This is a genomic window from Streptomyces sp. NPDC014623 (genome assembly GCF_043088245.1).
GTDB lineage: Bacteria > Actinomycetota > Actinomycetes > Streptomycetales > Streptomycetaceae > Streptomyces.
This window is the reverse complement of the sequence record NZ_JBIBZU010000001.1, coordinates 26,226-50,334: the sequence shown is the minus strand read 5'-3', so window position 1 is coordinate 50,334 and position 24,109 is coordinate 26,226. Positions and strand designations below refer to the sequence as shown.

Here is a 24,109-nt window from a genome sequence, read left to right as displayed (position 1 = left end):
GAAGCCGGGTGGCCGGTGCGGGCGCCGCACCGGCCACCCGGCTTTCCGGTCCGCCCGCTCGCCCCGACCCCCGGAGCCCCTCATGGGACGTTATGTGATCCGGCGGCTGCTGCAGATGATCCCCGTGTTCTTCGGCACCACGCTGTTGATCTTCCTCATGGTGAACGTGATGGGCGACCCCGTCGCGGGCCTCTGCGGCGACCGCCGGTGCGATCCCGCGACCGCTGCCCGGCTGCGCACCGAGTTCGGCCTCGACGAACCGGTCTGGCAGCAGTACCTGACCTACATGGGCAACATCTTCACCGGTGACTTCGGCACCGCCTTCAACGGGCAGAAGGTCACGGAGCTGATGGCCACCGCCTTCCCCATCACGATCCGGCTCACCATCGTCGCGATCGTGTTCGAGATCGTCATCGGCATCAGCCTCGGCGTCGTCACCGGACTGCGCCGCGGGAGGCCCGTCGACACCGTGGTGCTGATCCTGACCCTGGTCGTCATCGCCGTACCGACGTTCGTCACCGGTCTGCTGCTCCAGCTCCTGCTGGGCGTGGAGTGGGGCGTCATCAAGCCGTCCGTCTCCTCGGAGGCACCGGTCGACGAGCTCATCGTCCCCGGGCTCGTCCTGGCCTCGGTCTCCCTGGCCTACGTCACCCGGCTCACCCGGACCTCGATCGCCGAGAACTCCCGCGCCGACTACGTCCGCACCGCCGTCGCCAAGGGCCTCCCCAGGCGCCGGGTGGTCGTGCGGCACCTGCTGCGCAACTCCCTCATCCCCGTCGTCACCTTCATCGGCACGGATGTGGGCGCCCTGATGGGAGGGGCGATCGTCACCGAACGCATCTTCAACATCCACGGAGTCGGCTACCAGCTCTACCAGGGCATCCTGCGCCAGAACTCGCAGACCGTCGTCGGGTTCGTCACCGTCCTGGTCCTCGTCTTCCTGGCGGCGAACCTGATCGTCGACCTCCTGTACGCCGTACTCGACCCGAGGATCCGCTATGCCTGAGCAGAAGCCGTGGGACGACGTGACGGGCGGCGGAGCGATCTCGGGGGCCGGCGCGGGCGGCGCGACGGACCTCGCGATGGACGAGGGCGCCACGCTGGAGAAGACGCCCGGCGGCCCGGAGGGCACCGGGCCCGCGGGCAAGCCGCGCAGCCTGTGGTCCGACGCCTGGCGCGATCTGCGCCGCAATCCGGTCTTCGTCGTCTCCGGGCTGATCATCCTGTTCCTGGTGATCATCTCGATCTGGCCGTCCCTGATCACGGACCAGGATCCCCTCGACTGCGATCTGGCCAGGGCCCAGGAGGGCTCCCGGCCCGGACACCCCTTCGGCTTCGACGGCCAGGGCTGCGACGTCTACACCCGCACCGTCCACGGTGCTCGGACCTCGGTGACCGTCGGCGTGCTCTCGACCCTCGGGGTCTCGCTGCTCGGCGGTGTACTGGGCGGTCTCGCCGGCTTCTTCGGCGGCGTGTGGGACGCCGTGCTCTCCCGCATCACGGACGTCTTCTTCGGCATCCCGGTGGTCCTCGGCGGACTGGTCTTCCTGTCCGTCGTCACCAGCTCCACCGTCTGGCCCGTGATCGGCTTCATCGTGCTGCTGGGCTGGCCCCAGATCGCCCGGATCGCACGCGGCTCGGTCATCACCGCCAAGCAGAACGACTACGTCCAGGCCGCCCGGGCGCTGGGCGCCTCCAACTCCCGGATGATGCTCCGCCACATCACGCCCAACGCCATCGCCCCCGTCATCGTCGTCGCGACCATCGCCCTGGGGACGTACATCTCGCTGGAGGCGACCCTGTCGTTCCTCGGGGTCGGCCTGAAGCCGCCCGCCGTCTCCTGGGGCATCGACATCTCCGCCGCCTCCCAGTACATCCGCAACGCGCCGCACATGCTGCTCTGGCCCGCCGGGGCGCTGGCCGTCACCGTGCTCGCCTTCATCATGCTCGGCGACGCGGTGCGCGACGCCCTCGACCCCAAGCTGCGCTGAGGAGTCCGTTGTCATGTTGCTCGAAGTGCGCGATCTGCACGTGGAGTTCCACACCCGGGACGGCGTGGCCAAGGCCGTCAACGGAGTCGACTGCTCGGTGGCGGAGGGGGAGACGCTCGCCGTCCTCGGTGAGTCCGGCTCGGGCAAGTCCGTCACCGCCCAGGCGATCATGGGCATCCTCGACATGCCGCCCGGGAGGATCAGCGGGGGAGAGGTCCTCTTCCAGGGCCACGACCTGCTGAAGCTCAGGCCCGAGGAGCGGCGCAGGATCCGCGGCCAGGAGATGGCCATGATCTTCCAGGACGCGTTGTCCTCGCTGAACCCGGTCCTCAGCGTGGGGGAGCAGCTCGGCGAGATGTTCGTCGTCCACCGCGGCATGTCCCGCGGCGACGCCAGGGCCAAGGCGGTCGAACTGATGGACCGGGTACGCATTCCGGCCGCGCGTGAGCGGGCCGGCAACTTCCCGCACCAGTTCTCCGGCGGCATGCGTCAGCGCATCATGATCGCGATGGCGCTGGCCCTGGAGCCCGACCTGATCATCGCCGACGAACCCACCACCGCCCTGGACGTGACCGTCCAGGCCCAGGTGATGGACCTGCTCGCGGAACTGCAGCGCGAGCTCAACATGGGGCTCATCCTCATCACCCACGACCTCGGCGTGGTCGCCGACGTCGCCGACAGGATCGCCGTGATGTACGCGGGCCGGATCGTCGAGACGTCACCCGTCCACGAGATCTACCGGGCACCCGCCCACCCGTACACCAAGGGCCTGCTGAAATCGATCCCGCGCCTGGACCAGAAGGGCCAGGAGCTCTACGCGGTCAAGGGCCTGCCGCCCAACCTGCTGCGCATCCCGCCCGGCTGCGCCTTCCACCCGCGCTGCCCCATGGCCCAGGCCGTGTGCCGGACGGACGTACCGCCGCTCCACACCGTGGACGAGGAGCGCCGGAGCGCCTGCCACTTCTGGAAGGAGACGCTCGATGCACGCTGAGGGCGATCCCGTCCTGGAGGTGCGCGGCCTGGTCAAGCACTACCCGCTGACCCGGGGCATCCTCTTCAAGAAGCAGGTCGGCGCGATCAAGGCCGTGGACGGCGTGGACTTCGAGCTGGCCGCGGGCGAGACGCTCGGCATCGTGGGGGAGTCCGGCTGCGGCAAGTCGACCGTCGCGAAGATGCTGGTGCACCTGGAGCCGCCGACCGGAGGCGTGATCCGCTACAGGGGTGAGGACGTCACCAAGCTGTCCGGCCGCGCGCTGAAGGCCGTGCGCCGCAACATCCAGATGGTGTTCCAGGACCCCTACACCTCGCTGAACCCGCGCATGACGGTCGGCGACATCATCGGGGAGCCGTACGAGATCCATCCCGAGGTGGCGCCCAAGGGCAGCCGCCGGCAGAAGGTGCAGGACCTGCTCGACGTCGTCGGTCTGAACCCGGAGTACGTCAACCGCTATCCGCACCAGTTCTCCGGCGGCCAGCGCCAGCGCATCGGGATCGCCCGCGGCCTCGCGCTCAACCCCGAGATCATCGTCGCCGACGAACCGGTCTCCGCGCTCGACGTGTCGGTGCAGGCGCAGGTCATCAACCTGCTGGACCGGCTGCAGACCGAGTTCGACCTGAGCTTCCTGTTCATCGCGCACGACCTGTCGATCGTCCGGCACATCTCCGACCGGGTCGGCGTCATGTACCTGGGGCGGATCGTCGAGATCGGTACGGACGAGGAGATCTACGACCACCCGACGCACCCGTACACCCAGGCGCTGCTGTCGGCCGTCCCGGTGCCCGACCCGACGGCCCGCGAGCACCGTGAGCGGATCATCCTGCACGGCGACGTGCCCTCCCCGGCGAACATCCCGTCCGGCTGCCGCTTCCGCACCCGCTGCTGGAAGGCGCAGGAGCGGTGCGAGCGGGAGGTGCCGCTGCTGGCGGTGCCGGCGGTCCTCCGGGACTCGGACTCACCGGCCCGGCACGACTCGGCGTGCCACTTCGCCGAGGAGAAGCAGGTGGTGCCGCCGGAAGACCCGCGGGAGACGCCCGAGGGGGACAAAGGGTGACAATCAGGCCTCGTGCTTCGTTAACACGGAGGCAACTCGACCGTTGTCGCCCCGATATACGGACCTTCCATCATGGGGAGCATACGGCCGTGCGGGTGCCGTGAACCGGCCGGGGCGTTCATCACGTCGCCCCGGCCGGTTGCCCGTTCCTCTCCTTGCCAGGGCTCCCTTGGCTGCCTGCGGACCGCGTGGAGTGCCGCCGGGGTGACGGCCCGCACGGGGGGCCGGAATCACCGCAGCGGGGCTGGGGGCCGTGCTCCCGGCCCCTGTCGCGGGCTGGATCGTGCGGGATCTCCGGCGGCTGCCAGACCGCCCGGGACCCCGGCAGCGCGTGGCGGGAACACTTCGGCGACGCGCCGGCCGGGCAACAGCTCATCACGCTCACCTCGTTCCTCTTCGCCCTCGCCCTCGCCCTCGCCCTCGCCGGAGCGACGGCGCCGCTCGCCCTGGCGCCCAGGGGTCCGGGGACACCGGCGGACAACGCGAGGGCTACGGCGGACACGGCTGTCCACCCGCAGCCCGGGGCACCGGGCCAGGGCTATCCGCAGGGCGGCGGGGAGGCGGCCCGCCGCCCGCCCGGTGGCAGCTCCTACTCCGAGGGCAGCCCCAGGGACCGCCTGAGGAAGTCCACCTGGAGCAGCAGCAGATTCTCGGCGACCTGCTCCTGCGGCGTCATGTGCGTCACCCCGCTCAGCGGCAGCACCTCGTGCGGGCGTCCGGCGGACAGCAGAGCGGAGGAGAGCCGCAGAGCATGGGCGACCACCACGTTGTCGTCGGCCAGACCGTGGACGATCATCATCGGCCGCACCTCGTCGGCCGGCTCGGAGAGCCCCTCGTCGGTCACCAGGGAGTTGCGGGCGTACACCTCGGGCTGCTCCGCGGGGTCACCGAGATAGCGCTCGGTGTAATGCGTGTCGTACAGCCGCCAGTCCGCCACCGGTGCGCCGACGACCGCCGCGTGGAAGACGTCGGGGCGGCGCAGCACCGCGAGTGCCGAGAGATAGCCGCCGTACGACCAGCCGCGCACGGCCACCTTCGACAGGTCCAGCGGGAAGCGCCCGGCCAGGGCGTGCAGCGCTTCGACCTGGTCGTCGAGGGTGAGGGTGAGATCGTCCCGCACCGCCTTCTCCCAGCCGGGTGAACGGCCCGGCGCGCCCCGGCCGTCCGCGACGATCACGGCGAAACCGTGGTCCGCGAACCACTGGGACGTGAGGTGCGGATTGTGGGCGGCGACCACCCGACGGCCGTGCGGGCCGCCGTAGGGGTCCATCAGGACCGGGAGCGGGCCGTCCGACTCCTTGTAACCCGTGGGGAGCAACACGGCGCACGGAATCCGCCGTGCGCCCCCCTCGGTCAGACGGACCTTCGCGGCCAGGACGGGTTCCTGGGCGAGGTTCGCCACGGTGGCGATCCGCTTGCCGTCCCGCAGCACCCGCACGGCCGTCCCGGGGTGCTCCAGGGACGCCGACACCAGCACCGTCACATCGCCCGCGCGCACCGCGGAGTGGACCCCGGCGCCCTCGCTGACGCGCTCCACACCCAGTTCGTTGACCCGGTACACATGGCTCTGACCGGTCTCCGGGTCCGCCGCTCCCTCGCCCGCGGCCGCCTGCACCAGGATGTCCGACTCCCCGATGTCCAGCACTGCCTGGAGATGCAGATGATCACCGGTCAGCGGCCGGTCGCCGACCGAGAGCACCCGCGCGCCCCCTTCGTCGGCGAGCCGGACGAGCCGTCCGTCCGGCGCCCAGGCGGGCACCCCGGCGAAGAGATCGAGCCAGACGGCGTCCTCGTCGACATGCACCGTGCGGGTCGCGCCGGTCGCCGGGTCGACGGCCAGATACAGCTGGCTGCGCTGGTCACGAGCCTGCACCAGAAGCAGTGGCGCGCCGTGCGAGGACCAGTGGACCCGCGCGAGGTAGGGGAAGCGGGACCGGTCCCAGACGATCTCCGTGCGCGTCCCGTCCAGCCCCATCACGAAGAGCCCCACCTCGGCGTTGGATGTCCCCGCCGCCGGATAGCCCACCTCGGCGGGCTTGCTCCCGGGGTGCGCCGGATCGGCGATCCACCACCGCTGTACGGCGCTGTCGTCGACCCGCGCGACCAGCAGGCGGTCGGAGTCCGGCGACCACCAGAAACCGCGGTAGCGGCTCATCTCCTCGGCCGCGACGAACTCCGCGAGGCCGTACGAGACGTGTTCGCCCTCCGGCTCGGCGACCGGACGGTCGCCGTCACCCTCGGCCCCCACGACGCGCAGCGCACCCCGGGCGACGTAGGCGACGTGCCGGCCGTCGGGGGAGGGGCGCGGGTCGATCACCGGGCCGGGTACCGGCAGGGCGCGCGCCGTGCCCGCCCTCAACTCGGCTACGTACGCCTTGCCGGAGAGCGCGAAGGCCGCCAACTCGACGGCGTCGTCCACCGCGTAGCCCACGATGCCCGCCGAGCCCTCCCTGATCCGCTCGCGTCGCGCCCTCTCCTGGGGCGACAGCCTCTCCACCGAACCGCCCAGCAGGGTGCCGGGGTCGGCGGCGATCCGCTCCTCGCCCGTCGCGGTGTCCAGCACCAGGAGCCGGTTCGCCCGGTCGGTGCCCGAGGCGGAGCGGAGGAAGAGCACCCGCGTCCCATCCGGTGAGACGGTGAAGGCCCGGGGTGCGCCGAGAGTGAACCGCTGGGTCCGGGCGTGCTGGCGGGGAAAAGACAGCTTCTGCGAGGTCATGGCCCCGAACCTAGCCCGCTGAGGCCGGTCCGTGCGCCCCTCGTGCTGCTGTGCCCCGATCAATGCGTCGGAACGGATAGTTATGATCCGTAGCGCTCGGTGGGTATGAACCTGCTGGCTCCATGTGTGCTGCCTGTCCCGACCGTACTGATGGAGGTGAACCGCCGTGGCACTCTCGATTTCGGCGGTGGTGCTGCTGGCGATCGTCGTCTTCCTGCTGATCCGGAAATCCGGACTGAAGGGCGGACACGCGGTGGTCTGCATGTTGCTCGGGTTCTACCTCGCGAGCTCGTCGATCGCACCGACGATCTCGGAGGTGACGTCGAACGTGGCAGGCATGATCGGGGGAATCAAGTTCTGACCGGGAAGCCGTCGTGAGCCCCGGGCACCGTGGGGCGTTCGGTCCGTGGGGCCGCCTGCTCGTAGGGTGGTCCCATGAAGGACGTTCCCGCCCGCCGTCTGCTCCTGGTGCACGCGCACCCCGACGACGAGTCGATCAACAACGGCGCCACCATGGCCAGGTACGCGGCGGAGGGCGCCCACGTGGCCCTGGTGACGTGCACCCTCGGCGAGGAGGGCGAGGTCATCCCGCCGGACCTCGCACATCTCGCCGCGGACCGGGACGGCGGCCTGGGAGAGCACCGCATCGGTGAACTCGCCGCCGCGATGCGGGAACTCGGGGTCACCGACCACCGGTTCCTGGGCGGCCCCGGCCGGTTCCGCGACTCCGGGATGATGGGCACCGAGCACAATCACCGGCCCGGCGCCTTCTGGGCCGCCGGCCTCGACGAAGCGGCCGGCCATCTCGTCGGAGTGATCCGCTCGCTGCGCCCCCAGGTCCTGATCACGTACGACCCCGACGGCGGTTACGGCCACCCCGACCACATCCAGGCGCACCGCGTCGCGATGCGCGCGGCGGACCTGGCGGCTGATCCCGCGTACGACGCCGGTGCCGGAGCCCCGCACACCATCACCAAGGTCTACTGGAACCGGGTGCCCCGCTCCGTGGCGGAGGAGGCCTTCGCGCGACTGCGGGACACCGCCCCCGACGCCTTTCCGGGCATCGCGGCGATCGACGACGTGCCCGGTGTGGTGGACGACGCGAGGATCACGGCGGAGATCGACGGTACGGCCTACGCCGCGGCGAAGACCGCCGCGATGCGCGCGCACGCCACCCAGATCGCCGTGGACGGATCGTTCTTCGCTCTTTCGAACGACCTGGGACAGCCCGTCTTCACCACCGAGTACTACGAGTTGGTGCGCGGCGTCCCGGGCGGGGGCGACGGTCTCCGGGAGCACGACCTCTTCGCCGGCGTGCCGGACGCGGCCACGGCAGCGGGGGCACGGACATGAGCAGCAGGCAGAGGCCGCGCGCCTCGTCGCAGTCACCGCGCACCAACGCCCCGCCGAGGGACCCCGTCCCCACCGGCCTGGCCGCACCCCTCAACCCCGCGCGGATCCCCCTGTACGCGGGCCTCGCGGCGCTGGGCGCGGCCGTCGGGCTCGCGGGCACCCTCCTCCAGGCGGCACTGTTCCCGGGCGGGCTGCTGCTCGCGCTCGCCGCGTCGGCGGGGGTGTTCTACGGAGGCCGGGTCCTGACCGGGACCCAGCTCGGCGCGCTGGCACCGGCGGTGGGCTGGTTCCTCGCCGTCATCGCCCTCCTCGGCGGACGGCCGGAGGGCGACTACGTGTTCGGTGAGGAGATCGGCCTGGCGCTCTTCATGCTCGGAGGGATGGCCGTGGCTGTGATGTGTGCCACGATGGCGCGACTGCCGTATCCGGCCGACGACGCCGGACGAACCGGCCCGTGATGTGGTATCTCCGCTCCCGGATTGCTCCTCCGCGCGGGGGGCGGGTGCATCCTTGTTCCCCCCGGCGCGGCGAGTCCTGCGGTGGCGGCCAGTATGGTGGTGCGCGCGCCGAGCCGTCCCCTGGCCTGCGGCATGGGGGAAGTACGGGCGGCGGAGCCAATCGGGAGAACCTGCTTTGAGTCGTGAAACTGACAGTTCGTCCTCCGGGCCCCAGGGGCGCGGAGGAGCCGCGTACCCGTCGGGTACGCCGCCGTACGGATCACGCCAGTATCCGTCGCCGCACGTGTCTCAGGACGGGCCGGAGGGGACTTCGGGACCTGCGGACCCGCCTCGGCCCGAGGAGCCCAGAACAGAGACGACGCTGACGACGCGCATCCGGATCAACATCCCGGGCTCGCGGCCGATTCCGCCTGTCGTCATGCGTACGCCGATGAGTGACACGGACCCGTCCGGCGGCCGTCCGGACACCGAGCGCACCGGCAGCACCCCGAGGCCCGGCGCCCCCGCGCCGTCGTCCGGCGGGGCGCCCGGCGCCGGTCCGGACGCGCGTGACGACGGCCCCGCCGCCGGAGCCCCCGCGGAGAAGCCGGCCAGGGAGAAGAGCGGCAGCGACTGGTTCGCCCCGCGCAAGGCCCCGGCCCCCGTCCCCGGTGCTTCGGCTTCGGGAGCTCCCGGTCAGGGCCCTGGCCCCGTTCAGGGTCAGGGCCCTGGTCCAGGCCCGGCAGGCGCGTCCTTCGGCGGGCCTTCCGGGGACGCCCGTGGTTCCGGCCCCACCCCGCCCCGCCCGGACGCACCGTACTTCTCGGACGGTCCGCAGCAGCCCGGCGACCGGGGAGACGCACCCCGCCCGGGCCGCAGCGCCCTGGACGACCTCGACTCCGGCCCGCGCCCCGCACCGGACCCCGGCGTGCGGCCCCCCGGTGGCCCGGGTCCTTCCGGGCCCACCACCGGACCGGCCACCGGGAGTTCCCCCCTGACGCCGGACCTCGACCGCCGGCCCGGCCCGGCCGGCCCCGGCGGCGTACCTCCGCGGATGTCGGACGACACCGCGATCCTGACGCCGCAGGCCCCCGCGCCCGTCCCGGGGCCCGGCCCCGGCGGCAACGTCTCCGGCGACACGCTCACCAGCGGTATCCCCGTCATCCCCTCGGAGCCCCGTTCGGTGTTCCCGGGCGGACCCGGCGGGACCCGGCCTCCCGAGGGCCCCTCGGGAGGCGGACCGGCGGATGCGGCGGTCCCGGCGTCCGGGCCCGCCCCGAAGGCCGCGCCACCCGCCAGGAAGGGCCGCTCCAAGGTGGTCCTCCTGGGTGTGGCCGTCTTCGTGCTGTTCGGTGTGGCCTACGGCGCCGGTCTCCTGATGAACCACTCCGAGGTCCCCAAGGGCACCACCGTGCTCGGTGTCGACATCGGCGGCGGCACGAAGGAGGAGGCGGTCACCAAGCTGGAGGCCGCCCTCGGCAAGCGGGCCCAGGCCCCTCTCCAGCTGTCCGTCGACGGCAAGCAGGAGAAGCTCGACCCGGAGAAGGCCGGTCTCACCCTGGACAGCCAGGAGACCGTCCGTGGCGCCGCGGGCAGCGACTACAACCCGGTCTCGGTGATCGGCTCCCTGTTCGGCGGTGCGCGCCCCGCCGACCCGGTGATCCCGGTCGACGAGGAGAAGCTCGGGGTCGCGCTGACCGACCTGGCGGGCGTCTCCGGTTCCGCCAACGACGGCACGATCAAGTTCGAGCCGAACAAGGCCGTGGCCGTCCCGGGCAAGGCAGGGAAGTCGCTGGACGTCAACCGGTCGCTGATCTCCGTACGCGACGCCTACCGCACGCAGGTCCAGACCGGTGAGGCGGCTGTCGTGGAACTGCCCGTGACCGCCACCGAACCCACCATCACCAAGGCCGAACTCGACCGGGCGATGAAGGAGTTCGCCGAGCCGGCGATGTCCGGGCTGATCACGGTCAAGGCCGGTCCCAAGGAGATCGACTTCGGCCCCGCGAGGTCCCTGCCGCAGATCCTCTCCATGAAGCCGGTCGACGGCAAGCTGGTACCTGTCTACGACAGGGAGGCGATCGACACCCTGCTCGACGGTGTCTTCGACGGCGTCATGATCACCAAGGCCGACGGAAAGAAGCACCAGGTCAGCTCGACCGACGTGGCCCAGGCCATGCAGGGTGCCCTGCTCGGCAGGACCCCCGCCGAGCGCACCGTCGCGATCGACCTGAACGGCGAGGGCTGACCGCCCCCGTACGACCGCCGCCCCCGCCCGGGTTCCCGGGCGGGGGCGGCGGTCGTACGGGCCCGTGCGAGGACGGCACGGAGAGGGCCGGGGCCGGCGGAGGCGGATTCATGTCCGTATCCGGGCGCCCCTCACGTCTGCGTCAGTTCAGCAGCGCCCTGGCGGCTTGGGCGCGGTGACGGATGGCCTCGGCCGCCGTCGGCTCGATGCCGTCGACGATCTCCGCGTACTCGTCCATCTCCGCGGCCCCGCGCAGGAACTCCCCGCGCTGCACGAGGAGCTGGGCCCGCTCGTAGCGGAGCCTGGCCGGGTGCGAGGGCAGCAGGAGGGAGAGTTCGAGCGCCCACAGCGCCACGTCCGTGCGCTCGGGACGCGCCGCGGCCCACGCCCGGATGTTGTTCAGGATGCGCAGCACCGTCTCCAGTGGCCTCGCGGGCACCGGCATCGACGACTCCAGCGGCCGTCCGGTCGCCCCCGTCACCATCAGCTCCGCGTCCTCGCCGCTCAGCGGGACGCCGCCGGTGAACGGATCGGCCAGCACCCGCTCGGCCGGATCACCGAAACCGACCACGTAGTGGCCCGGAAGAGCCAGCCCGTACACAGGGGCCCCGGCCCTCCGCGCGACCTCCGTCCAGACCACGGACAGCAGGATGGGCAGTCCTCTGCGGCGCCGCAGCACCTGCTGGAGCACCGATGACTCCAGCCGCTGGAAGTCCTGGGACGATCCCGCGAAACCGCAGCGCTCACCGAGCAGTCCGGCCAGCGCGGACGCCCACCCGCGGGCGCCCCGGGCTCCGTAGGGGAGGAGGCCGGCCAGCCGGTCCAGCTCGATCTGCGCCGCGTCCACGCCGTACGGATCGGCGTCCCCGGGCGAGGGCGGGGAGGCCTCCGCACCCAGCAGCAGGCACAGCAGTGCGAGGTCGGGCCGTTCGGCTCGCGCCTCCTCGGCGAACCGCTGCCGCCGTCCGGCCGTGCCGGGATCCTCAGCGTTCATGTGTGACACGTGTCCCTGTTGCTGTCTTCGCTACGCGGGCCGGAAGTGGTGGTAGCGGTGGTGGGTGGCGAAGCCCATGCCGTCGTACAGCGCACGGGCACCTTCATTGTCCGTCTCCACCTGGAGCCACGCGGCCGAGGCGCCTTCGGCCAGAGCCGTACGGGCCAGCGCCGTCATGACGGCCGTGGCGAGACCGCGGCGCCGGTGTTCCGGGCCCACCTCGACGGCCATGAACCCCGCCCAGCGGCCGTCCACCACGCAGCGTCCGATCGCTGCGGGCGCATCCGCCGGACCGTCGCCCGGCACGGAGGCGAACCACACCGAGGGGCCGCTGCCCAGCACCTCCAGCACATGGGGCCCCGGGGTCCGGGCGCGCTGGTACCGGGAGAGCCACGCGGCGTCCGGCTCCCGGGACGTCCGTACGGCGGAGACGTCCGTGACCAGGTCGCCGACCGGTGCCAGCGCCGCGATCCGCACCTCGGCCGTCACCTCGCGCCGCCACCCGTGCTCCTCCAGGTCCGCGCAGAGCCGTTCCTGCGTGCCCTCGGCGCCCGTGGCGGCCTGGACGCAGGCGGGCAGGCCCCGCTCGCCGTACCAGCCCTCGACACGCCTGAGGGCCTCGGTGAGCGGGAGGCCGGGATCGCCGAGCGGCAGCACGGAGTTGGCGCGGCGGGTGAACCCGCCGGCCGCGCGCAGCCGCCACTCACCCAGGAGTTCGCTCTCCACGGGCTGCCAGGCGCGCGCGGTGGTGCGGGCGAGTTCCGCGAAGGAGGCGGCGGGACCGCGGCGGCGCGCGGGGGCCGGAGGCACCACCTTGCCCGCCACCAGGGCCGATTCCGCGATGCGGACACGCTCGCCGCTCTTCGTTGTGACGGACAGCACTCCGGCGTCCCACGATGTGAGAACCCCGACCGTGTCGGTGAACTTCGTGCCCTCGCCCGGGGTATCGACGACGCATCGCACGGAGACCCGTTTGCCCACGTCAGTGGGTGTCATGCGAACCTCGAGCCGTCCGCCGATAGTGAATTCCACAGCTCTGTCTGCCCCTCCTGTTCGGATCGTGCCCCGGAACGGAGATACTAGGGGCGGGCATCGACGACGCCGCGCTCCCGCGCGAGAGCCAACGCCCTACCGAGGAGGAACGACAGCGTGACCTACGTCATCGCGCAGCCTTGTGTCGACGTGAAGGACAAGGCCTGCATCGAAGAGTGCCCCGTCGACTGCATCTACGAGGGCTCCCGATCCTTGTACATCCATCCGGACGAGTGCGTCGACTGCGGAGCCTGTGAGCCGGTCTGCCCGGTCGAGGCCATCTTCTACGAGGACGACACCCCGGAGGAGTGGAAGGACTACTACAAGGCGAACGTCGAGTTCTTCGACGACCTCGGCTCACCGGGCGGCGCCTCCAAGCTGGGTCTCATCGAGCGCGACCACGCGTTCATCGCCGCGTTGCCGCCGCAGAACCAGTAAACGGCCGCACGAACGCTGCCCGGTCCCGTACGGCTCGTCTCCGTGCGGGACCGAGGTGTTTCCCGGCCGCGACGTCCCCGTACGAGAAAGCAGATCCCCGTGTCCGCAGCACTTCCCGTCTCCTCCCGCCTCCCTGCCTTCCCCTGGGACAAGCTCGCGCCCTACAAGGCGACGGCGGTGACCCACCCGGAGGGCCTCGTGGACCTGTCGGTCGGCACGCCCGTCGACCCGGTGCCCGAGCTGATCCGGCAGGCGCTGATCGCCGCCGCGGACAGCCCCGGCTATCCGACGGTGTGGGGGACCGAGGCGCTGCGTGACGCCCTCACCGGCTGGGCGGAGCGCAGGCTCGGCGCGGTCGGGGTCACGCACCGGAACGTGCTGCCGGTCGTCGGTTCCAAGGAACTGGTCGCCTGGCTGCCGACCCAGCTCGGCCTCGGCGCGGGTGACAGGGTCGCCTACCCGCGGCTCGCGTACCCGACGTACGAGGTCGGCGCGCGGCTCTGCGGCGCCGAGCCCGTCGTCTACGACGACCCGACGGAGCTGGACCCCGAGGGCCTGAAGCTGCTCTGGCTCAACTCCCCGTCCAACCCGACGGGCCGTGTCCTGCCGAAGGACGAGCTGACCCGGATCGTGGCCTGGGCGCGCGAGCACGGTGTGCTGGTCTTCAGCGACGAGTGCTACCTGGAGCTCGGCTGGGAGGCCGAGCCCGTCTCCGTGCTCCACGCGGACGTCTGCGGCGGTGCGTACGAGGGCATCGTCGCCGTCCACTCGCTCTCCAAGCGCTCCAACCTCGCCGGTTACCGTGCGGCCTTCGTCGCGGGCGACGCGGCCGTCCTCGGCGAGCTGCTCCAGATCCGCAAGCACGGCGGGATGATGACGCCGGCCCCGGTCCAGGCGGCCACCGTCGCGGCGCTGGGCGACGACACACACGTGACGGACCAGCGGGCGCGTTACGCGAGGCGGCGCACGGCGCTGCGAGCGGCGCTGGAGGCCCACGGCTTCCGGATCGAGCACAGCGAGGCGAGCCTGTACCTCTGGGCCACGCGTGACGAGCCGTGCTGGGAGACCGTGGCGCACCTGGCGGACCTCGGCATCCTCGTGGCGCCGGGCGACTTCTACGGGCCGGCCGGGGACCGCTTCGTGCGGGTGGCGCTGACCGCCTCGGACGAGCGCGTGGACGCGGCGGTCCAGCGGCTCTCCTGAGCCGGCGGGCCGCCCCGGGACGCACCGAGGGCCTCGGGAGTGCGCACTCCCGAGGCCCTTTCGCGCGTACGCCACGGCGCGTGTTCCGGCGGATCAGCCGAGCGGCAGGCCCTTGGCGGGCAGATTCCCGGTCGGCAGGCCCTTGGCGGGGAGGGTGCCGTCCAGCACCTTGCCGTCCGTCACGGTGCCGGCCGTCTTGAGGGTCTTGCCCGCGGCGGGAAGGGTCGTGCCGGCGAACTTGCCGCCGGTCTCGTTCGCCACTCCGGAGCCCTGCTTCGCGGCCGAGTCCAGCGTGCTGCCGAGTCCGGCGCCGTCGAGCGAGGTGAGGCCACCGAGTGCCGGGGTCTGCGGGAGCCCCGCGGCACCCGCGGCACCGGCCGCGCCGACCACGGGGGCCGTACCTGCGGCGATCAGCAGCGCGGCGCGGGCGATCCTGCGGGTCAGGGGGAGGGACATGATGCTCCTTCAGCGGGACGTCGACGGTTCGCGGCGGATGTGGAATCCACCTGTCCGGTGATCGGACGCACTGAACAACAGGTCCGGGGGCAGGGAAAGTTGCGGGACACCAAGGTAAAGAATGGGTAATGCGTCGGATAATCCGCAACGGAGGAATCCGGGCGAACAGGGCATCCGGCGAACGAATGGTGAACCGTCACTTCCCTGTGCGGGCAAGAGGGAACGGGCGGACGGCAGGGGTGCGGAGCGGGCGGCCGGGGCGGGGGTCCGGCGGGCACCGCACGGCCCGTACGGATGACGGGCCGTACTACTGAGCGAGCCGCATCCGGACCGTCGTGGCGCCCGATTCCTTACGTTCCGTCCGCCAGCCCGTGTCCGTGGTCCACACCCGGCCCGCGTACGAGACCTCTTCGATCCGAAGGGTGCCGGCCTGCGCGACAGCCCAGTGGGCGAGTTCCCAGCCGCGCCGGTCCTCGGCGTCGTTCTCCGCCGGCACAGGCACCGAGACCGTGCCCGCCGCGGATGCGCCCGCGGACGAGGTGGAAGGCAGCACGTCCTTCCCGAAGGCGCGCACGAGGCCGGACCGCACCTCGGTCGCGTCCCCGGGGCCGTCGGCCGCCGGCGGCAGCGAGCAGGTCAACGACGCCGGGGCGCGTCCGGTCAGCGCGGCGGCCAGCAGTGCGGCATCGGGCTCGTGCTTGGCGTACGCCTGCGGGAATCCGCTCTTCTGCACCCGCTGGGCCGCGACCGTCAGCGGCAGCCGTGAGTACCCGGGGACCTCGGCGAGGTGCTCGTAGAACTCCCCGGACGAATAGACCGGGTCCATGATCTGCGCGGGCGTCCCCCACCCCTGCGAGGGGCGCTGCTGGAAGAGCCCGAGCGAGTCCCGGTCGCCGTGGTCGATGTTGCGCAGCGCGGACTCCTGCAGCGCGGTCGCCAGGGCGATGGTCACCGCCCGCTCCGGCAGCCCCCGCGTGGTGCCCACGGCGGAGATCGTGGCGGCGTTGGCGGCCTGGGCGGGGCTCATCTCGTACGTACGCCCCTCGCCCCCGTCGGCGGTGCCCACCGTGCAGCGGGGCGCGCCGCGGTTACCGGAGAGGTACTGCACGGCCAGATAGCCGGCCAGGGCCACGAGCACGGCGAAGGCGGCCGCGACACGGAAGAGGCGGCTGCGACGGGGGGAGGGGCTGGTCCGAGGCACGGGGCCCACCGTACTGGAGGGTACGACCGGGGCGGGGACCCAAGTCGCTTAGGCTCGTGGCCATGGATGGACACACGCTCGATCTCACCCTGGACGGCCCGGAGCTCACCGCCCGGCTGGTCGACTTCCCGTCGGTCAGCGGACAGGAGAAGGACCTCGCCGACGCCGTCGAGGCGGCCCTGCGCCCGCTTCCGCACCTGACCGTGGACCGTCACGGAAACAACATCGTGGCCAGGACGCGGCTGGGCCGCGCCGAGCGTGTCGTCCTGGCGGGGCACATCGACACCGTCCCGATCGCGGACAACGTGCCCTCCAGGCTCGACGACGACGGTGTGCTGTGGGGCTGCGGGACCTCCGACATGAAGTCGGGTGTCGCCGTCCAGCTGCGGATCGCGGCGACCGTGCCGGAGCCCAACCGCGACCTCACCTTCATCTTCTACGACAACGAAGAGGTCGCCGCCCACCTCAACGGCCTCGGGCAGGTGGCCGAGGCGCACCCCGAATGGCTCGACGCGGACTTCGCCGTCCTCCTGGAGGGGTCCAACGGCGAGGTCGAGGGCGGCTGTCAGGGCACGCTCCGGGTCCACCTGCGCTTCCAGGGCGAAAGGTCCCACTCCGCGCGTGGCTGGATGGGTTCCAACGCGATCCACGCCGCCGCTCCGGCGCTGGCCCGGCTGGCCGCGTACGAGCCGCGCCGGCCGGTCATCGACGGGCTGGAGTACCGGGAAGGGCTCAACGCCGTGGGCATCGAGGGCGGCGTCGCCACCAACATCATCCCGGACGCCTGCACGCTGGTCGTCAACTACCGGTACGCCCCCGACCTCACGGCCGAGGCGGCCGAGGCGCACGTCCGGGAGGTCTTCGCCGACTGCGGGGTCGCCGAGTTCGTCGTGGACGACCACTCCGGTGCCGCGATGCCCGGCCTCTCCCACCCTGCGGCCAAGGCCTTCATGGAGGCGGTCGGCGGCATCGCGCTGCCCAAGTTCGGCTGGACGGACGTGTCCCGCTTCGGCTCCCTGGGCATCCCCGCGGTGAACTACGGCCCCGGCGACCCGCTGTTCGCCCACAAACGGGACGAGCACGTGCGGGTCGAAAGGATCACGCACTGCGAGGAGCGCCTCCGTTCCTGGCTCACCAGCTGACCCACGGTGTTCCCCCGCGCTTAACCTCCGCCGATCTACGCTGAGGTGACACACGCACATCGCAGGTCGGCGGAGGGAGCAGGTCATGGGCAACCCGGAGGACGCACGGATCCCCGAGGGCGCGCAGATTCCCGAGGGTGCGGTGAAGCCCGAGGAGCAGCGACTGGGTCCGGTACTGCGCCGCAGGGACCAGGTCCAGCCGGGCACGACCGATCAGCGGCTGCTGGACACCGAGGGCGACTCCGAGTGGGTCCACACCGACCCCTGGCGGGTCATGCGGATCCAGTCGGAGTTCGTGGAGGGCTTCGGCGCGCTGGCGGAACTGCCCAGCGCCATCAGCGTCTTCGGCTCCGCCCGCACTCCGGCGGGCGGACCGGACTACGAGGCGGGTGTGCGGATCGGGAAGGCGCTGGTCGAGGCGGGGTTCGCCGTCATCACGGGCGGCGGTCCCGGAGCGATGGAGGCGGCGAACAAGGGCGCCAGGGAGGCGAACGGCGTCTCCGTCGGACTCGGCATCGAGCTCCCCTTCGAATCCGGGCTGAATCCACATGTCGACATCGGCGTCAACTTCCGTTACTTCTTCGTCCGCAAGACGATGTTCGTGAAGTACGCGCAGGGATTCGTCGTCCTGCCCGGGGGCCTGGGCACGCTGGACGAACTCTTCGAGGCGCTCACCCTGGTGCAGACGGGCAAGGTGACGCGCTTCCCGATCGTCCTGTTCGGCACGGCGTACTGGGGTGGCCTGGTGGACTGGCTGCGGGACACGGTGGTCGCGGGGGGCAAGGCGTCCGAGCGGGACCTGATGCTCTTCCACGTCACGGACGACGTGGACGAGGCGGTCCGGCTGGTGACGAAGGAGGTCGGACGCTAGGACCTCGTCCCCTTCGTGCACCGCCCGGCGCCCGGCGGTCGCACGGCGGGGGGCCTACGCCAGGCCCCGCCGCGCGACCGCCGGCGGCCGGTGGCCCGCGAGGGACGCCACCATGTCCAGGACCTGCCGGGTCTCGGCGACCTCGTGCACCCGGTACACCTGTGCCCCCAGCCACGCCGACACGGCCGTCGTCGCGAGCGTGCCGATCACGCGCTCCTTGACCGGCTTGTCGAGCGTCTCCCCGACGAAGTCCTTGTTGGAGAGGGAGACCAGCACCGGCCAGCCCGTGGCCGTCATCTCGTCCAGCCGGCGCGTCGCCTCCAGCGAGTGCCGGGTGTTCTTCCCGAAGTCGTGGCCAGGGTCGATCATGATCCCGTCGGGCCTGACCCCCAGCTCCACGGCCCGCTCCGCGAGACCCAGGGTCACCCGCAGGATGTCCGCCATCACGTCGTCGTAGGCGACCCGGTGCGGCCGCGTACGGGGCTCCGCCCCGCCCGCGTGCGTGCACACGAGCCCCGCTCCGTAGCGTGCGGCCACGTCCGCCAGCTTCGGGTCGACGCCGCCCCACGCGTCGTTCAGGAGGTCCGCCCCGGCCTCGCAGACGGCCTCGCCCACGTCGTGCCGCCAGGTGTCCACACTGATCACGACGTCCGGGTGGCGGCGGCGCACCTCGGACACGAAACCGACCGTGCGGCGTGCCTCCTCCTGGGCCGTCACCTCCTCACCGGGGCCCGCCTTCACCCCGCCGATGTCGATGATCGCGGCGCCTTCCGCGACGGCCTGCTCGACCCTGGAGAGGGCGGGCTCGTCATGGAAGGTCGCCCCCTGGTCGTAGAAGGAATCGGGGGTCCGGTTCACGATCGCCATGATCACCGGCTCGTGCGGCCCGAACTCCCGCCGCCCCAGCCTGAGCGCCCCGCTTCGCATTCCTGCTTCCTCCCTGTAGCTCGCCTGCGACCCTAACTGCCGGTGGCTCATGGCACGATCTGACCTGGACAGGTATTCCGCTCCCCGGGAGATGCGCGTGTTCTGGTTCTTGCTGCTCACGATGGCCGTGGTCGTGGCCGCGGTCACCCTGGCGGTGGTCGGCGGAGGCGGAAGCGCGGTGCTGCAGGACGTCGAGCCCGAGCGGCTCACCGACCCGCTGCCCGCGAACCGCCCTGTCGGCCGCGCCGACGTCGAGGCCATGCGGCTGCCCATGGCCGTGCGCGGCTACCGCATGGCGGACGTGGACGAGGCCCTCGGCAGGCTCGGCGCCGAGCTCGCCGAGCGGGACGCCCACATCGCCGAGCTGGAGTCGGCGCTCGCCGGGGCCCAGGCGACCGCGGTGAACGGCCCCGACCTGTTCGAGCGGCCCGGCGAGCCGCCTGCGGCCGAGGACGGCCCGCAGGGCGGGGAGGCCGGGCGGTGAGCGGCGCCGAGCCGGCGGCCGACGGGCGCCCGCGCTGCCCGTGGGGCCTGTCCACGGAGGACTACCTCGCCTATCACGACACCGAGTGGGGCCGCCCCGTCCACGGCGACGACGCCCTCTTCGAGCGCCTCTGCCTGGAGGCGTTCCAGTCCGGGCTCTCGTGGCTGACGATCCTGCGCCGCCGCGAGGGCTTCCGCAGCGCGTTCGCCGGCTTCGGGATCTCCGCGGTGGCGGAGTTCACCGACGCCGACAAGGAGCGGCTCCTCGCCGACGCCGGGATCATCCGCAACCGGGCCAAGATCGACGCCACGCTCGCCAACGCCAAGGTCCTGGCCGGCTGGGACGAGGGCGAACTGGACGCGCTCATCTGGTCGTACGCACCCGACCCGGCGACACGGCCGGCCCCGCGCACCCTCGGGGACGTCCCGGCGGTCACTCCGGAGTCCACCGCGCTGGCCAAGGAGCTGAAGAAGCGGTCCATCCGCTTCGTCGGCCCCACGACCGCGTACGCCCTGATGCAGGCCTGCGGTCTGGTCGACGACCATCTGGCCGGCTGCGTGGCCCGGGGCGGCGGCCGGTAGCCCTGCGTGCCGGCCCGGCCGCCCTACTTGCCGAGATACTCCGGCGGCTCCTTGGCGAGGAACGCCTCGACCGCGATGGTGTGGTCCTGTGACGCGCCCGCCCTGGTCTGGAGTTCGTCCTCCTTCTCCAGCGTCTCGGCGAGCGTGTGCCCGGCGCCGTACGCCACGGACGCCTTGAGGGCGGCGTACGCCACCGTCGGGCCGTCCGCCAGGGCACGGGCCACCGCGTGCGCCTCCTTCGCCAGGTCGGCCGCGGGCACCACCTTGTTCACGATGCCCAGCTCGTACGCCTCCTGCGCGGAGATCGAACGCGGGAAGAACAGCAGGTCGGCCGCGCGGCTCGCGCCGATCAACCGGGGCAGCGTCCAGGAGACGCCCGAGTCGGCGGTCAGCGCGACGCCCGCGAAGGACGTGTTGAAAGCCGCGGTGTCCGCGGCCACGCGGTAGTCGGCGGCGAGCGCGAAACCGAGCCCCGCTCCCGCGGCGACCCCGTTGACCCCCGCGACCACGGGCTTCTCCATCTCGGTGAGGGCGCGGACGATGGGGTTGTAGTGCTCCCGCACCGTGCTGAGCGCGTTGCCGCCGTCCGGCCCGCGGGCCTCGGAGAGCTTGGCGACATGCTCCTTGAGGTCCTGGCCGACGCAGAAGGCGCGCCCGGTGGCGGTGAGCAGAACCGCCCGCACGGCGGGATCCTCCGCCACCGCCCGCAGGGCGTCGCGGAGCGCGACCTTGGCCGCGGTGTTCATGGCGTTCATCGCGTCGGGGCGATTGATCGTGATCGTCGCGAGCCCGTCGCTCACGTCCGTGAGCACGGTGTCAGCCGTGGTGTCGGCCATGTCGGCCATTGCGGGGTCTCCTTACGGGTCCGGCGTCGAGCCTGTCGACGCAAGCATGGCGGACTCCGGGCGGCCCGGACATGTGACCTGCGTCTAACGATTGGACCTCGGCTGAGGGGAGGAGGCCGCGCAGTATCGCAGCCGGATCGCCGTATTGGGTGGTTTTGAGAGTGCGCGTTGCGCAAGCGATGCCGGCCGATGTTGGTCATCGGGGTCTCTGATGCGGGATAATGCGGAGGAAGCATTGTGTTCGACGCCGGTGAGGCAGCGCCTGTCATGGGGCCGCCGGCTGCGATGAGCTGGTTTCAGGAAGGGGAACGAGCATGGCGGCCATGAAGCCGCGGACGGGCGACGGCCCGCTCGAGGTGACAAAGGAGGGGCGGGGCATCGTCATGCGCGTTCCGCTCGAAGGCGGCGGTCGGCTTGTCGTCGAGCTGACTCCGGACGAGGCCGATGCACTCGGTGACGCGCTGAAGAAGGTCGTCGGCTGAGGCGGAGGCGCCCACACTTCACCACTGCCCCGGCACGGATTCCGTGCCGGGGCAGTGGTGCGCCGGGGTCCGCTCCCGGGGCCGGACGGTCAGCCGCGCCGCACCGCGCACAGCAGGCCGTCGCCCACCGGCAGCAGCGTAGCCATGAGCTCCTGGCTCTCGCGCACGGCCCGCAGGAGTTCGCGCAGGCGCAGGACCTCGGCAGGCTGTGCGGCCGAGTCGATGGTGCGGCCGTCCGCGAAGACGCCTTCGAAACAGACCAGTCCGCCCGGTCGCAGCAGGCGCAACGATTCGGCGAGGCAGTCCAGGCTCTCGAGCCGGTCGCCGTCGCAGAAGACGAGGTCGTACCCGCCGTCCGCGAGCCGCGGCAGTACGTCGAGGGCGCGCCCCGGGATGAAGCGGGCCCGGTTCGTGGCGAAGCCCGCGGCGCGGAAGGCCTCACGGGCGAACTGCTGGCGCTCGGGCTCCGGGTCGACCGTGGTCAGGACGCCGTCCGGGCGCATGCCCTGCAGCAGATAGATGCCCGACACGCCGGTCCCGGTGCCGATCTCGGCCACCGCTTTGGCATCCGCGGTGGCAGCGAGCAGGCGCAGAGCCGCACCGGTGCCCGACGACACCGGGCGGAGCCCTGTCTCCTGTGCCCGGTCCCGGGCCCAGAGCAGAGCTTCTTCCTCGGCGACAAAGGCGTCGGCGAATGCCCAGCTCGTCTGCCGGTTGGCGGTAATGACCCTCTCCTGTCCCCGTAGTTGGCGCAACGGTGACTGTATCCGCTGGACCCGGGAACCCGCAGATGGGACCAGGCGTTAGGAAGGGACGGAGGGCAGCACATGGACCGGGCCCCGCGGCCGGGTCCGGAATGTTCCCCTTGCGCCCGGCGATACGGGGCGCCAGCAGGTAAAAGGCTTATCCGGAGCTAACGGGCGAGGTGGCTATGGTAGGGGCTCCACTGGACACCACCAGAGCCGATAGGGGAGGTGCGGCTGAACCTGTGGATCGGAGAGGTGCGCTGCGGCGTTTTCTCAGGTCGGCGGGTGGGCCGAAATCCGTGACCGACATTGCTGACCGTTCTTCCAACGATTCCGCACCGACCGCGACCTTCGCCTCAGATGCGGATTCCCAGGCGTGGACCCCGCCCTCATGGGAAGAGATCGTCAGCACGCACAGCGCCCGTGTGTACCGTCTCGCCTACCGGCTGACGGGTAACCAGCACGACGCCGAGGACCTCACCCAGGAAGTCTTCGTCCGGGTCTTCCGGTCGCTGTCGACCTACACGCCCGGCACCTTCGAGGGCTGGCTGCACAGGATCACCACGAATCTCTTCCTGGACATGGTCCGCCGCAAGCAGCGGATCCGTTTCGACTCCCTCGGCGACGACGCGGCCGAGCGGCTGCCGAGCCGTGAGCCGTCCCCGCAGCAGGTCTTCAACGACACGCACTTCGACGCGGACGTACAGCAGGCACTGGACACCCTCGCGCCCGAATTCCGTGCGGCGGTCGTGCTCTGCGACATCGAGGGCCTGTCCTACGAGGAGATCGCCGCCACGCTCGGCGTCAAGCTGGGGACGGTGCGCAGCCGCATCCACCGCGGCCGCTCGCACCTGCGCAAGGCGCTCCGGCACCGTTCGCCCGAGGCCCGCGCCGAGCAGCGTTCCCTCGCGGACGTGGTCCTGGCGGGGGAGGGCGGTACGGCGTGAACGGCACAGGTCCGACCCCCGCGGAGCAGCACCTGGGGGACCGGCTCGCCGCGCTCGTCGACGGTGAGCTCAAACACGATGCCCGGGAGCGGGTCCTGGCCCACCTGGCGACCTGCGCCAAGTGCAAGGCCGAGGCCGACTCCCAGCGGCGGCTGAAGAGCGCCTTCGCCACCTCCGCCGCCCCTTCCCCTTCCGAGGGGTTCCTCGCCCGCCTGCAAGGCCTTCCCGGGGGTTCCGGCGACGGCGCGGACGGCCCGGGTACAGGCTCGAACGGCGGCCGGCGCTTCGGGGAGGGAGTCTTCCCCGTGATGCAGCCCGGCGGACCCGCCGAACCGGGACGCTCACCGCTGGACGGCTTCGGATACCTCCCCACGGCCCACGGCTCGACCGCCGTGCTGCCGGGCGGCTCGCCCGGTTCCGGCTTCCGTATCCACGACGTGGGCCGTGAAGCCGACCGGTCGTCCTGGCGTGCCCGGCGCTTCGCCTTCGTCGCGGCCAGCGCGGTATCGCTCGCGGCCATCGCCCTGGGAGGTTCCCTCCCGCTCGACTACGGCTCCGAGGCGCCCCTCAGCGCCGAAGGCGCGGGCACCAGCACGTCTCCGCTCGACGCGGAGGACCGGACCGGCGGTGCCACCCCCGCGGCCGGCCGCAGCGGCGGCGGTCCTCTCGCCTTCGGAGAGAATCCGGCGGTCCGGCCGAGCGCCGCGCCGTACACGTCCGGCCGGACCGTGCCGGCCTCCGCACCCTCGCTGCTGAGCACCTCGGCGATCACCGGGGGTACGTTCACCTTCCCGGTGCTGAACGTGACCGTGCCGCCGCTGATACGCCCGACCGGCACGGGTCCGCTGTACTCGGCCGCGCTCGGCGGGGAAACGGACCCGAAGCTTTCCGCACCGTCCGCGACGGGCTCGGCCCCGCCGCTGCACGACCACGCGATCCCGCTTTCCCCTCTGCGCTGACCGGG

25 protein-coding genes are annotated in these 24,109 nt (G+C 72.0%); 17 read left to right on the top strand and 8 right to left on the bottom strand.

The annotated features are described in order from the left end of the window. The first annotated feature begins 82 nt into the window (after positions 1 to 82). From ACF1FZ_RS00255 to ACF1FZ_RS00240, 4 genes are read left to right on the top strand one after another with little or no spacing between them, the layout of a single operon-like run. A complete protein-coding gene (locus tag ACF1FZ_RS00255; protein WP_391771126.1) occupies positions 83 to 1,006 on the top strand; it encodes an ABC transporter permease in 924 nt (307 codons plus the stop codon). Then, positions 999 to 1,991 (top strand): ABC transporter permease, encoded by a 993-nt coding sequence (locus ACF1FZ_RS00250; protein ID WP_391771125.1) that lies wholly within the window; start codon positions 999 to 1,001, stop codon positions 1,989 to 1,991. The genes ACF1FZ_RS00255 and ACF1FZ_RS00250 overlap by 8 nt, the downstream gene beginning before the upstream one ends. Before the next feature lie 13 nt (positions 1,992 to 2,004). Continuing rightward, on the top strand, positions 2,005 to 2,982 hold the full coding sequence (locus tag ACF1FZ_RS00245; protein ID WP_391771124.1) for an ABC transporter ATP-binding protein: 978 nt from the start codon (positions 2,005 to 2,007) through the stop codon (positions 2,980 to 2,982). After that, complete coding sequence (locus tag ACF1FZ_RS00240) at positions 2,972 to 4,042, top strand: ABC transporter ATP-binding protein (protein WP_391771123.1); 1,071 nt, start codon at positions 2,972 to 2,974, stop codon at positions 4,040 to 4,042. The genes ACF1FZ_RS00245 and ACF1FZ_RS00240 overlap by 11 nt, the downstream gene beginning before the upstream one ends. A gap of 589 nt (positions 4,043 to 4,631) precedes the next feature. Here ACF1FZ_RS00240 and ACF1FZ_RS00235 read toward each other — a convergent pair. After that, entirely contained in the window at positions 4,632 to 6,758 is a 2,127-nt protein-coding gene (locus ACF1FZ_RS00235; RefSeq protein ID WP_391771122.1) for an alpha/beta fold hydrolase, read from the bottom strand. Between the two features lie 166 nt (positions 6,759 to 6,924). Between ACF1FZ_RS00235 and ACF1FZ_RS00230 the strand changes: the two genes are divergently transcribed. The 4 genes from ACF1FZ_RS00230 (at position 6,925) to ACF1FZ_RS00215 (ending at position 10,796) form a co-directional block, all read left to right on the top strand. Further along, complete coding sequence (locus ACF1FZ_RS00230) at positions 6,925 to 7,119, top strand: hypothetical protein (protein WP_014154257.1); 195 nt, start codon at positions 6,925 to 6,927, stop codon at positions 7,117 to 7,119. Between the two features lie 74 nt (positions 7,120 to 7,193). Beyond that, positions 7,194 to 8,111 carry an N-acetyl-1-D-myo-inositol-2-amino-2-deoxy-alpha-D-glucopyranoside deacetylase gene (mshB, locus tag ACF1FZ_RS00225; protein WP_391771121.1) on the top strand — a complete coding sequence of 306 codons (918 nt, stop codon included), beginning with the start codon at positions 7,194 to 7,196 and terminating at the stop codon, positions 8,109 to 8,111. Then, the gene (locus ACF1FZ_RS00220; RefSeq protein ID WP_391771120.1) at positions 8,108 to 8,569 is read left to right on the top strand and encodes a DUF6113 family protein; all 462 of its coding nucleotides are present in this window, start codon (positions 8,108 to 8,110) and stop codon (positions 8,567 to 8,569) included. Before mshB ends, ACF1FZ_RS00220 begins: the two co-directional genes overlap by 4 nt. Positions 8,570 to 8,999: 430 nt before the next feature. Continuing rightward, positions 9,000 to 10,796 carry a hypothetical protein gene (locus tag ACF1FZ_RS00215; RefSeq protein WP_391771119.1) on the top strand — a complete coding sequence of 599 codons (1,797 nt, stop codon included), beginning with the start codon at positions 9,000 to 9,002 and terminating at the stop codon, positions 10,794 to 10,796. Between the two features lie 142 nt (positions 10,797 to 10,938). On the opposite strand, the gene ACF1FZ_RS00210 is transcribed toward ACF1FZ_RS00215, so the two are convergent. Beyond that, a complete protein-coding gene (locus ACF1FZ_RS00210) occupies positions 10,939 to 11,790 on the bottom strand; it encodes a transglutaminase-like domain-containing protein (protein WP_391771118.1) in 852 nt (283 codons plus the stop codon). Between the two features lie 30 nt (positions 11,791 to 11,820). After that, positions 11,821 to 12,822, bottom strand: a complete 1,002-nt coding sequence (locus tag ACF1FZ_RS00205) for a GNAT family N-acetyltransferase (protein WP_391771117.1) — start codon at positions 12,820 to 12,822, stop codon at positions 11,821 to 11,823. 117 nt (positions 12,823 to 12,939) lie between these two features. Here ACF1FZ_RS00205 and fdxA point away from each other — a divergent pair, with 117 nt between their 5' ends. Together fdxA and dapC are read left to right on the top strand one after the other, a co-directional pair. Beyond that, positions 12,940 to 13,260 (top strand): ferredoxin, encoded by a 321-nt coding sequence (gene fdxA / locus ACF1FZ_RS00200; RefSeq protein WP_014154250.1) that lies wholly within the window; start codon positions 12,940 to 12,942, stop codon positions 13,258 to 13,260. Between the two features lie 99 nt (positions 13,261 to 13,359). Further along, the gene (gene dapC, locus ACF1FZ_RS00195) at positions 13,360 to 14,463 is read left to right on the top strand and encodes a succinyldiaminopimelate transaminase (RefSeq protein ID WP_391771116.1); all 1,104 of its coding nucleotides are present in this window, start codon (positions 13,360 to 13,362) and stop codon (positions 14,461 to 14,463) included. 93 nt (positions 14,464 to 14,556) lie between these two features. Here dapC and ACF1FZ_RS00190 read toward each other — a convergent pair whose 3' ends face one another. Beyond that, positions 14,557 to 14,919, bottom strand: coding sequence for an ATP-binding protein (locus tag ACF1FZ_RS00190; protein WP_391771115.1), 363 nt, complete (start codon positions 14,917 to 14,919; stop codon positions 14,557 to 14,559). A 307-nt stretch (positions 14,920 to 15,226) separates the two neighbouring features. Continuing rightward, positions 15,227 to 16,120 carry a hypothetical protein gene (locus ACF1FZ_RS00185; RefSeq protein WP_391771114.1) on the bottom strand — a complete coding sequence of 298 codons (894 nt, stop codon included), beginning with the start codon at positions 16,118 to 16,120 and terminating at the stop codon, positions 15,227 to 15,229. Between the two features lie 62 nt (positions 16,121 to 16,182). On the opposite strand from ACF1FZ_RS00185, the gene dapE reads away from it, so the two are divergent. Together dapE and ACF1FZ_RS00175 are read left to right on the top strand one after the other, a co-directional pair. After that, on the top strand, positions 16,183 to 17,262 hold the full coding sequence (gene dapE, locus ACF1FZ_RS00180; protein ID WP_391771113.1) for a succinyl-diaminopimelate desuccinylase: 1,080 nt from the start codon (positions 16,183 to 16,185) through the stop codon (positions 17,260 to 17,262). An 85-nt stretch (positions 17,263 to 17,347) separates the two neighbouring features. Beyond that, on the top strand, positions 17,348 to 18,133 hold the full coding sequence (locus tag ACF1FZ_RS00175; protein ID WP_391771112.1) for a TIGR00730 family Rossman fold protein: 786 nt from the start codon (positions 17,348 to 17,350) through the stop codon (positions 18,131 to 18,133). 54 nt (positions 18,134 to 18,187) lie between these two features. On the opposite strand, the gene folP is transcribed toward ACF1FZ_RS00175, so the two are convergent. Next, on the bottom strand, positions 18,188 to 19,060 hold the full coding sequence (gene folP, locus ACF1FZ_RS00170) for a dihydropteroate synthase (protein WP_391771111.1): 873 nt from the start codon (positions 19,058 to 19,060) through the stop codon (positions 18,188 to 18,190). Positions 19,061 to 19,151: 91 nt separating this feature from the next. Here folP and ACF1FZ_RS00165 point away from each other — a divergent pair, with 91 nt between their 5' ends. Both ACF1FZ_RS00165 and ACF1FZ_RS00160 read left to right on the top strand, forming a co-directional pair. Next, on the top strand, positions 19,152 to 19,544 hold the full coding sequence (locus ACF1FZ_RS00165; RefSeq protein WP_391771779.1) for a DivIVA domain-containing protein: 393 nt from the start codon (positions 19,152 to 19,154) through the stop codon (positions 19,542 to 19,544). Beyond that, positions 19,541 to 20,125, top strand: a complete 585-nt coding sequence (locus tag ACF1FZ_RS00160; protein ID WP_391771110.1) for a DNA-3-methyladenine glycosylase I — start codon at positions 19,541 to 19,543, stop codon at positions 20,123 to 20,125. Before ACF1FZ_RS00165 ends, ACF1FZ_RS00160 begins: the two co-directional genes overlap by 4 nt. Before the next feature lie 23 nt (positions 20,126 to 20,148). On the opposite strand, the gene ACF1FZ_RS00155 is transcribed toward ACF1FZ_RS00160, so the two are convergent. Further along, entirely contained in the window at positions 20,149 to 20,961 is an 813-nt protein-coding gene (locus ACF1FZ_RS00155) for an enoyl-CoA hydratase/isomerase family protein (RefSeq protein ID WP_391771778.1), read from the bottom strand. A 323-nt stretch (positions 20,962 to 21,284) separates the two neighbouring features. Between ACF1FZ_RS00155 and ACF1FZ_RS00150 the strand changes: the two genes are divergently transcribed. Continuing rightward, positions 21,285 to 21,452, top strand: a complete 168-nt coding sequence (locus tag ACF1FZ_RS00150) for a DUF3117 domain-containing protein (protein ID WP_003966491.1) — start codon at positions 21,285 to 21,287, stop codon at positions 21,450 to 21,452. 89 nt (positions 21,453 to 21,541) lie between these two features. Here the strand turns inward: ACF1FZ_RS00150 and ACF1FZ_RS00145 are convergent, their stop codons facing one another. After that, positions 21,542 to 22,207, bottom strand: coding sequence for an O-methyltransferase (locus ACF1FZ_RS00145; protein ID WP_078850520.1), 666 nt, complete (start codon positions 22,205 to 22,207; stop codon positions 21,542 to 21,544). 176 nt (positions 22,208 to 22,383) lie between these two features. Between ACF1FZ_RS00145 and sigE the strand changes: the two genes are divergently transcribed. Continuing rightward, complete coding sequence (gene sigE, locus ACF1FZ_RS00140; RefSeq protein ID WP_391771109.1) at positions 22,384 to 23,145, top strand: RNA polymerase sigma factor SigE; 762 nt, start codon at positions 22,384 to 22,386, stop codon at positions 23,143 to 23,145. Then, positions 23,142 to 24,104, top strand: a complete 963-nt coding sequence (locus ACF1FZ_RS00135; RefSeq protein ID WP_391771108.1) for an anti-sigma factor family protein — start codon at positions 23,142 to 23,144, stop codon at positions 24,102 to 24,104. Before sigE ends, ACF1FZ_RS00135 begins: the two co-directional genes overlap by 4 nt. The last annotated feature ends 5 nt before the right edge of the window (positions 24,105 to 24,109 follow it).

Coding starts and splice junctions, on each gene's coding strand:
- ACF1FZ_RS00255 (WP_391771126.1), top strand. CDS start 83: ATGGGACGTTATGTGATCCGGCGGCTGCTGCAGATGATCCCCGTGTTC.
- ACF1FZ_RS00250 (WP_391771125.1), top strand. CDS start 999: ATGCCTGAGCAGAAGCCGTGGGACGACGTGACGGGCGGCGGAGCGATC.
- ACF1FZ_RS00245 (WP_391771124.1), top strand. CDS start 2,005: ATGTTGCTCGAAGTGCGCGATCTGCACGTGGAGTTCCACACCCGGGAC.
- ACF1FZ_RS00240 (WP_391771123.1), top strand. CDS start 2,972: ATGCACGCTGAGGGCGATCCCGTCCTGGAGGTGCGCGGCCTGGTCAAG.
- ACF1FZ_RS00235 (WP_391771122.1), bottom strand. CDS start 6,758: ATGACCTCGCAGAAGCTGTCTTTTCCCCGCCAGCACGCCCGGACCCAG.
- mshB (WP_391771121.1), top strand. CDS start 7,194: ATGAAGGACGTTCCCGCCCGCCGTCTGCTCCTGGTGCACGCGCACCCC.
- ACF1FZ_RS00220 (WP_391771120.1), top strand. CDS start 8,108: ATGAGCAGCAGGCAGAGGCCGCGCGCCTCGTCGCAGTCACCGCGCACC.
- ACF1FZ_RS00215 (WP_391771119.1), top strand. CDS start 9,000: ATGAGTGACACGGACCCGTCCGGCGGCCGTCCGGACACCGAGCGCACC.
- ACF1FZ_RS00210 (WP_391771118.1), bottom strand. CDS start 11,790: ATGAACGCTGAGGATCCCGGCACGGCCGGACGGCGGCAGCGGTTCGCC.
- ACF1FZ_RS00190 (WP_391771115.1), bottom strand. CDS start 14,919: ATGTCCCTCCCCCTGACCCGCAGGATCGCCCGCGCCGCGCTGCTGATC.
- dapE (WP_391771113.1), top strand. CDS start 16,183: ATGGATGGACACACGCTCGATCTCACCCTGGACGGCCCGGAGCTCACC.
- ACF1FZ_RS00175 (WP_391771112.1), top strand. CDS start 17,348: ATGGGCAACCCGGAGGACGCACGGATCCCCGAGGGCGCGCAGATTCCC.
- folP (WP_391771111.1), bottom strand. CDS start 19,060: ATGCGAAGCGGGGCGCTCAGGCTGGGGCGGCGGGAGTTCGGGCCGCAC.
- ACF1FZ_RS00165 (WP_391771779.1), top strand. CDS start 19,152: ATGCGCGTGTTCTGGTTCTTGCTGCTCACGATGGCCGTGGTCGTGGCC.
- ACF1FZ_RS00155 (WP_391771778.1), bottom strand. CDS start 20,961: ATGGCCGACACCACGGCTGACACCGTGCTCACGGACGTGAGCGACGGG.
- ACF1FZ_RS00150 (WP_003966491.1), top strand. CDS start 21,285: ATGGCGGCCATGAAGCCGCGGACGGGCGACGGCCCGCTCGAGGTGACA.
- sigE (WP_391771109.1), top strand. CDS start 22,384: ATGGTAGGGGCTCCACTGGACACCACCAGAGCCGATAGGGGAGGTGCG.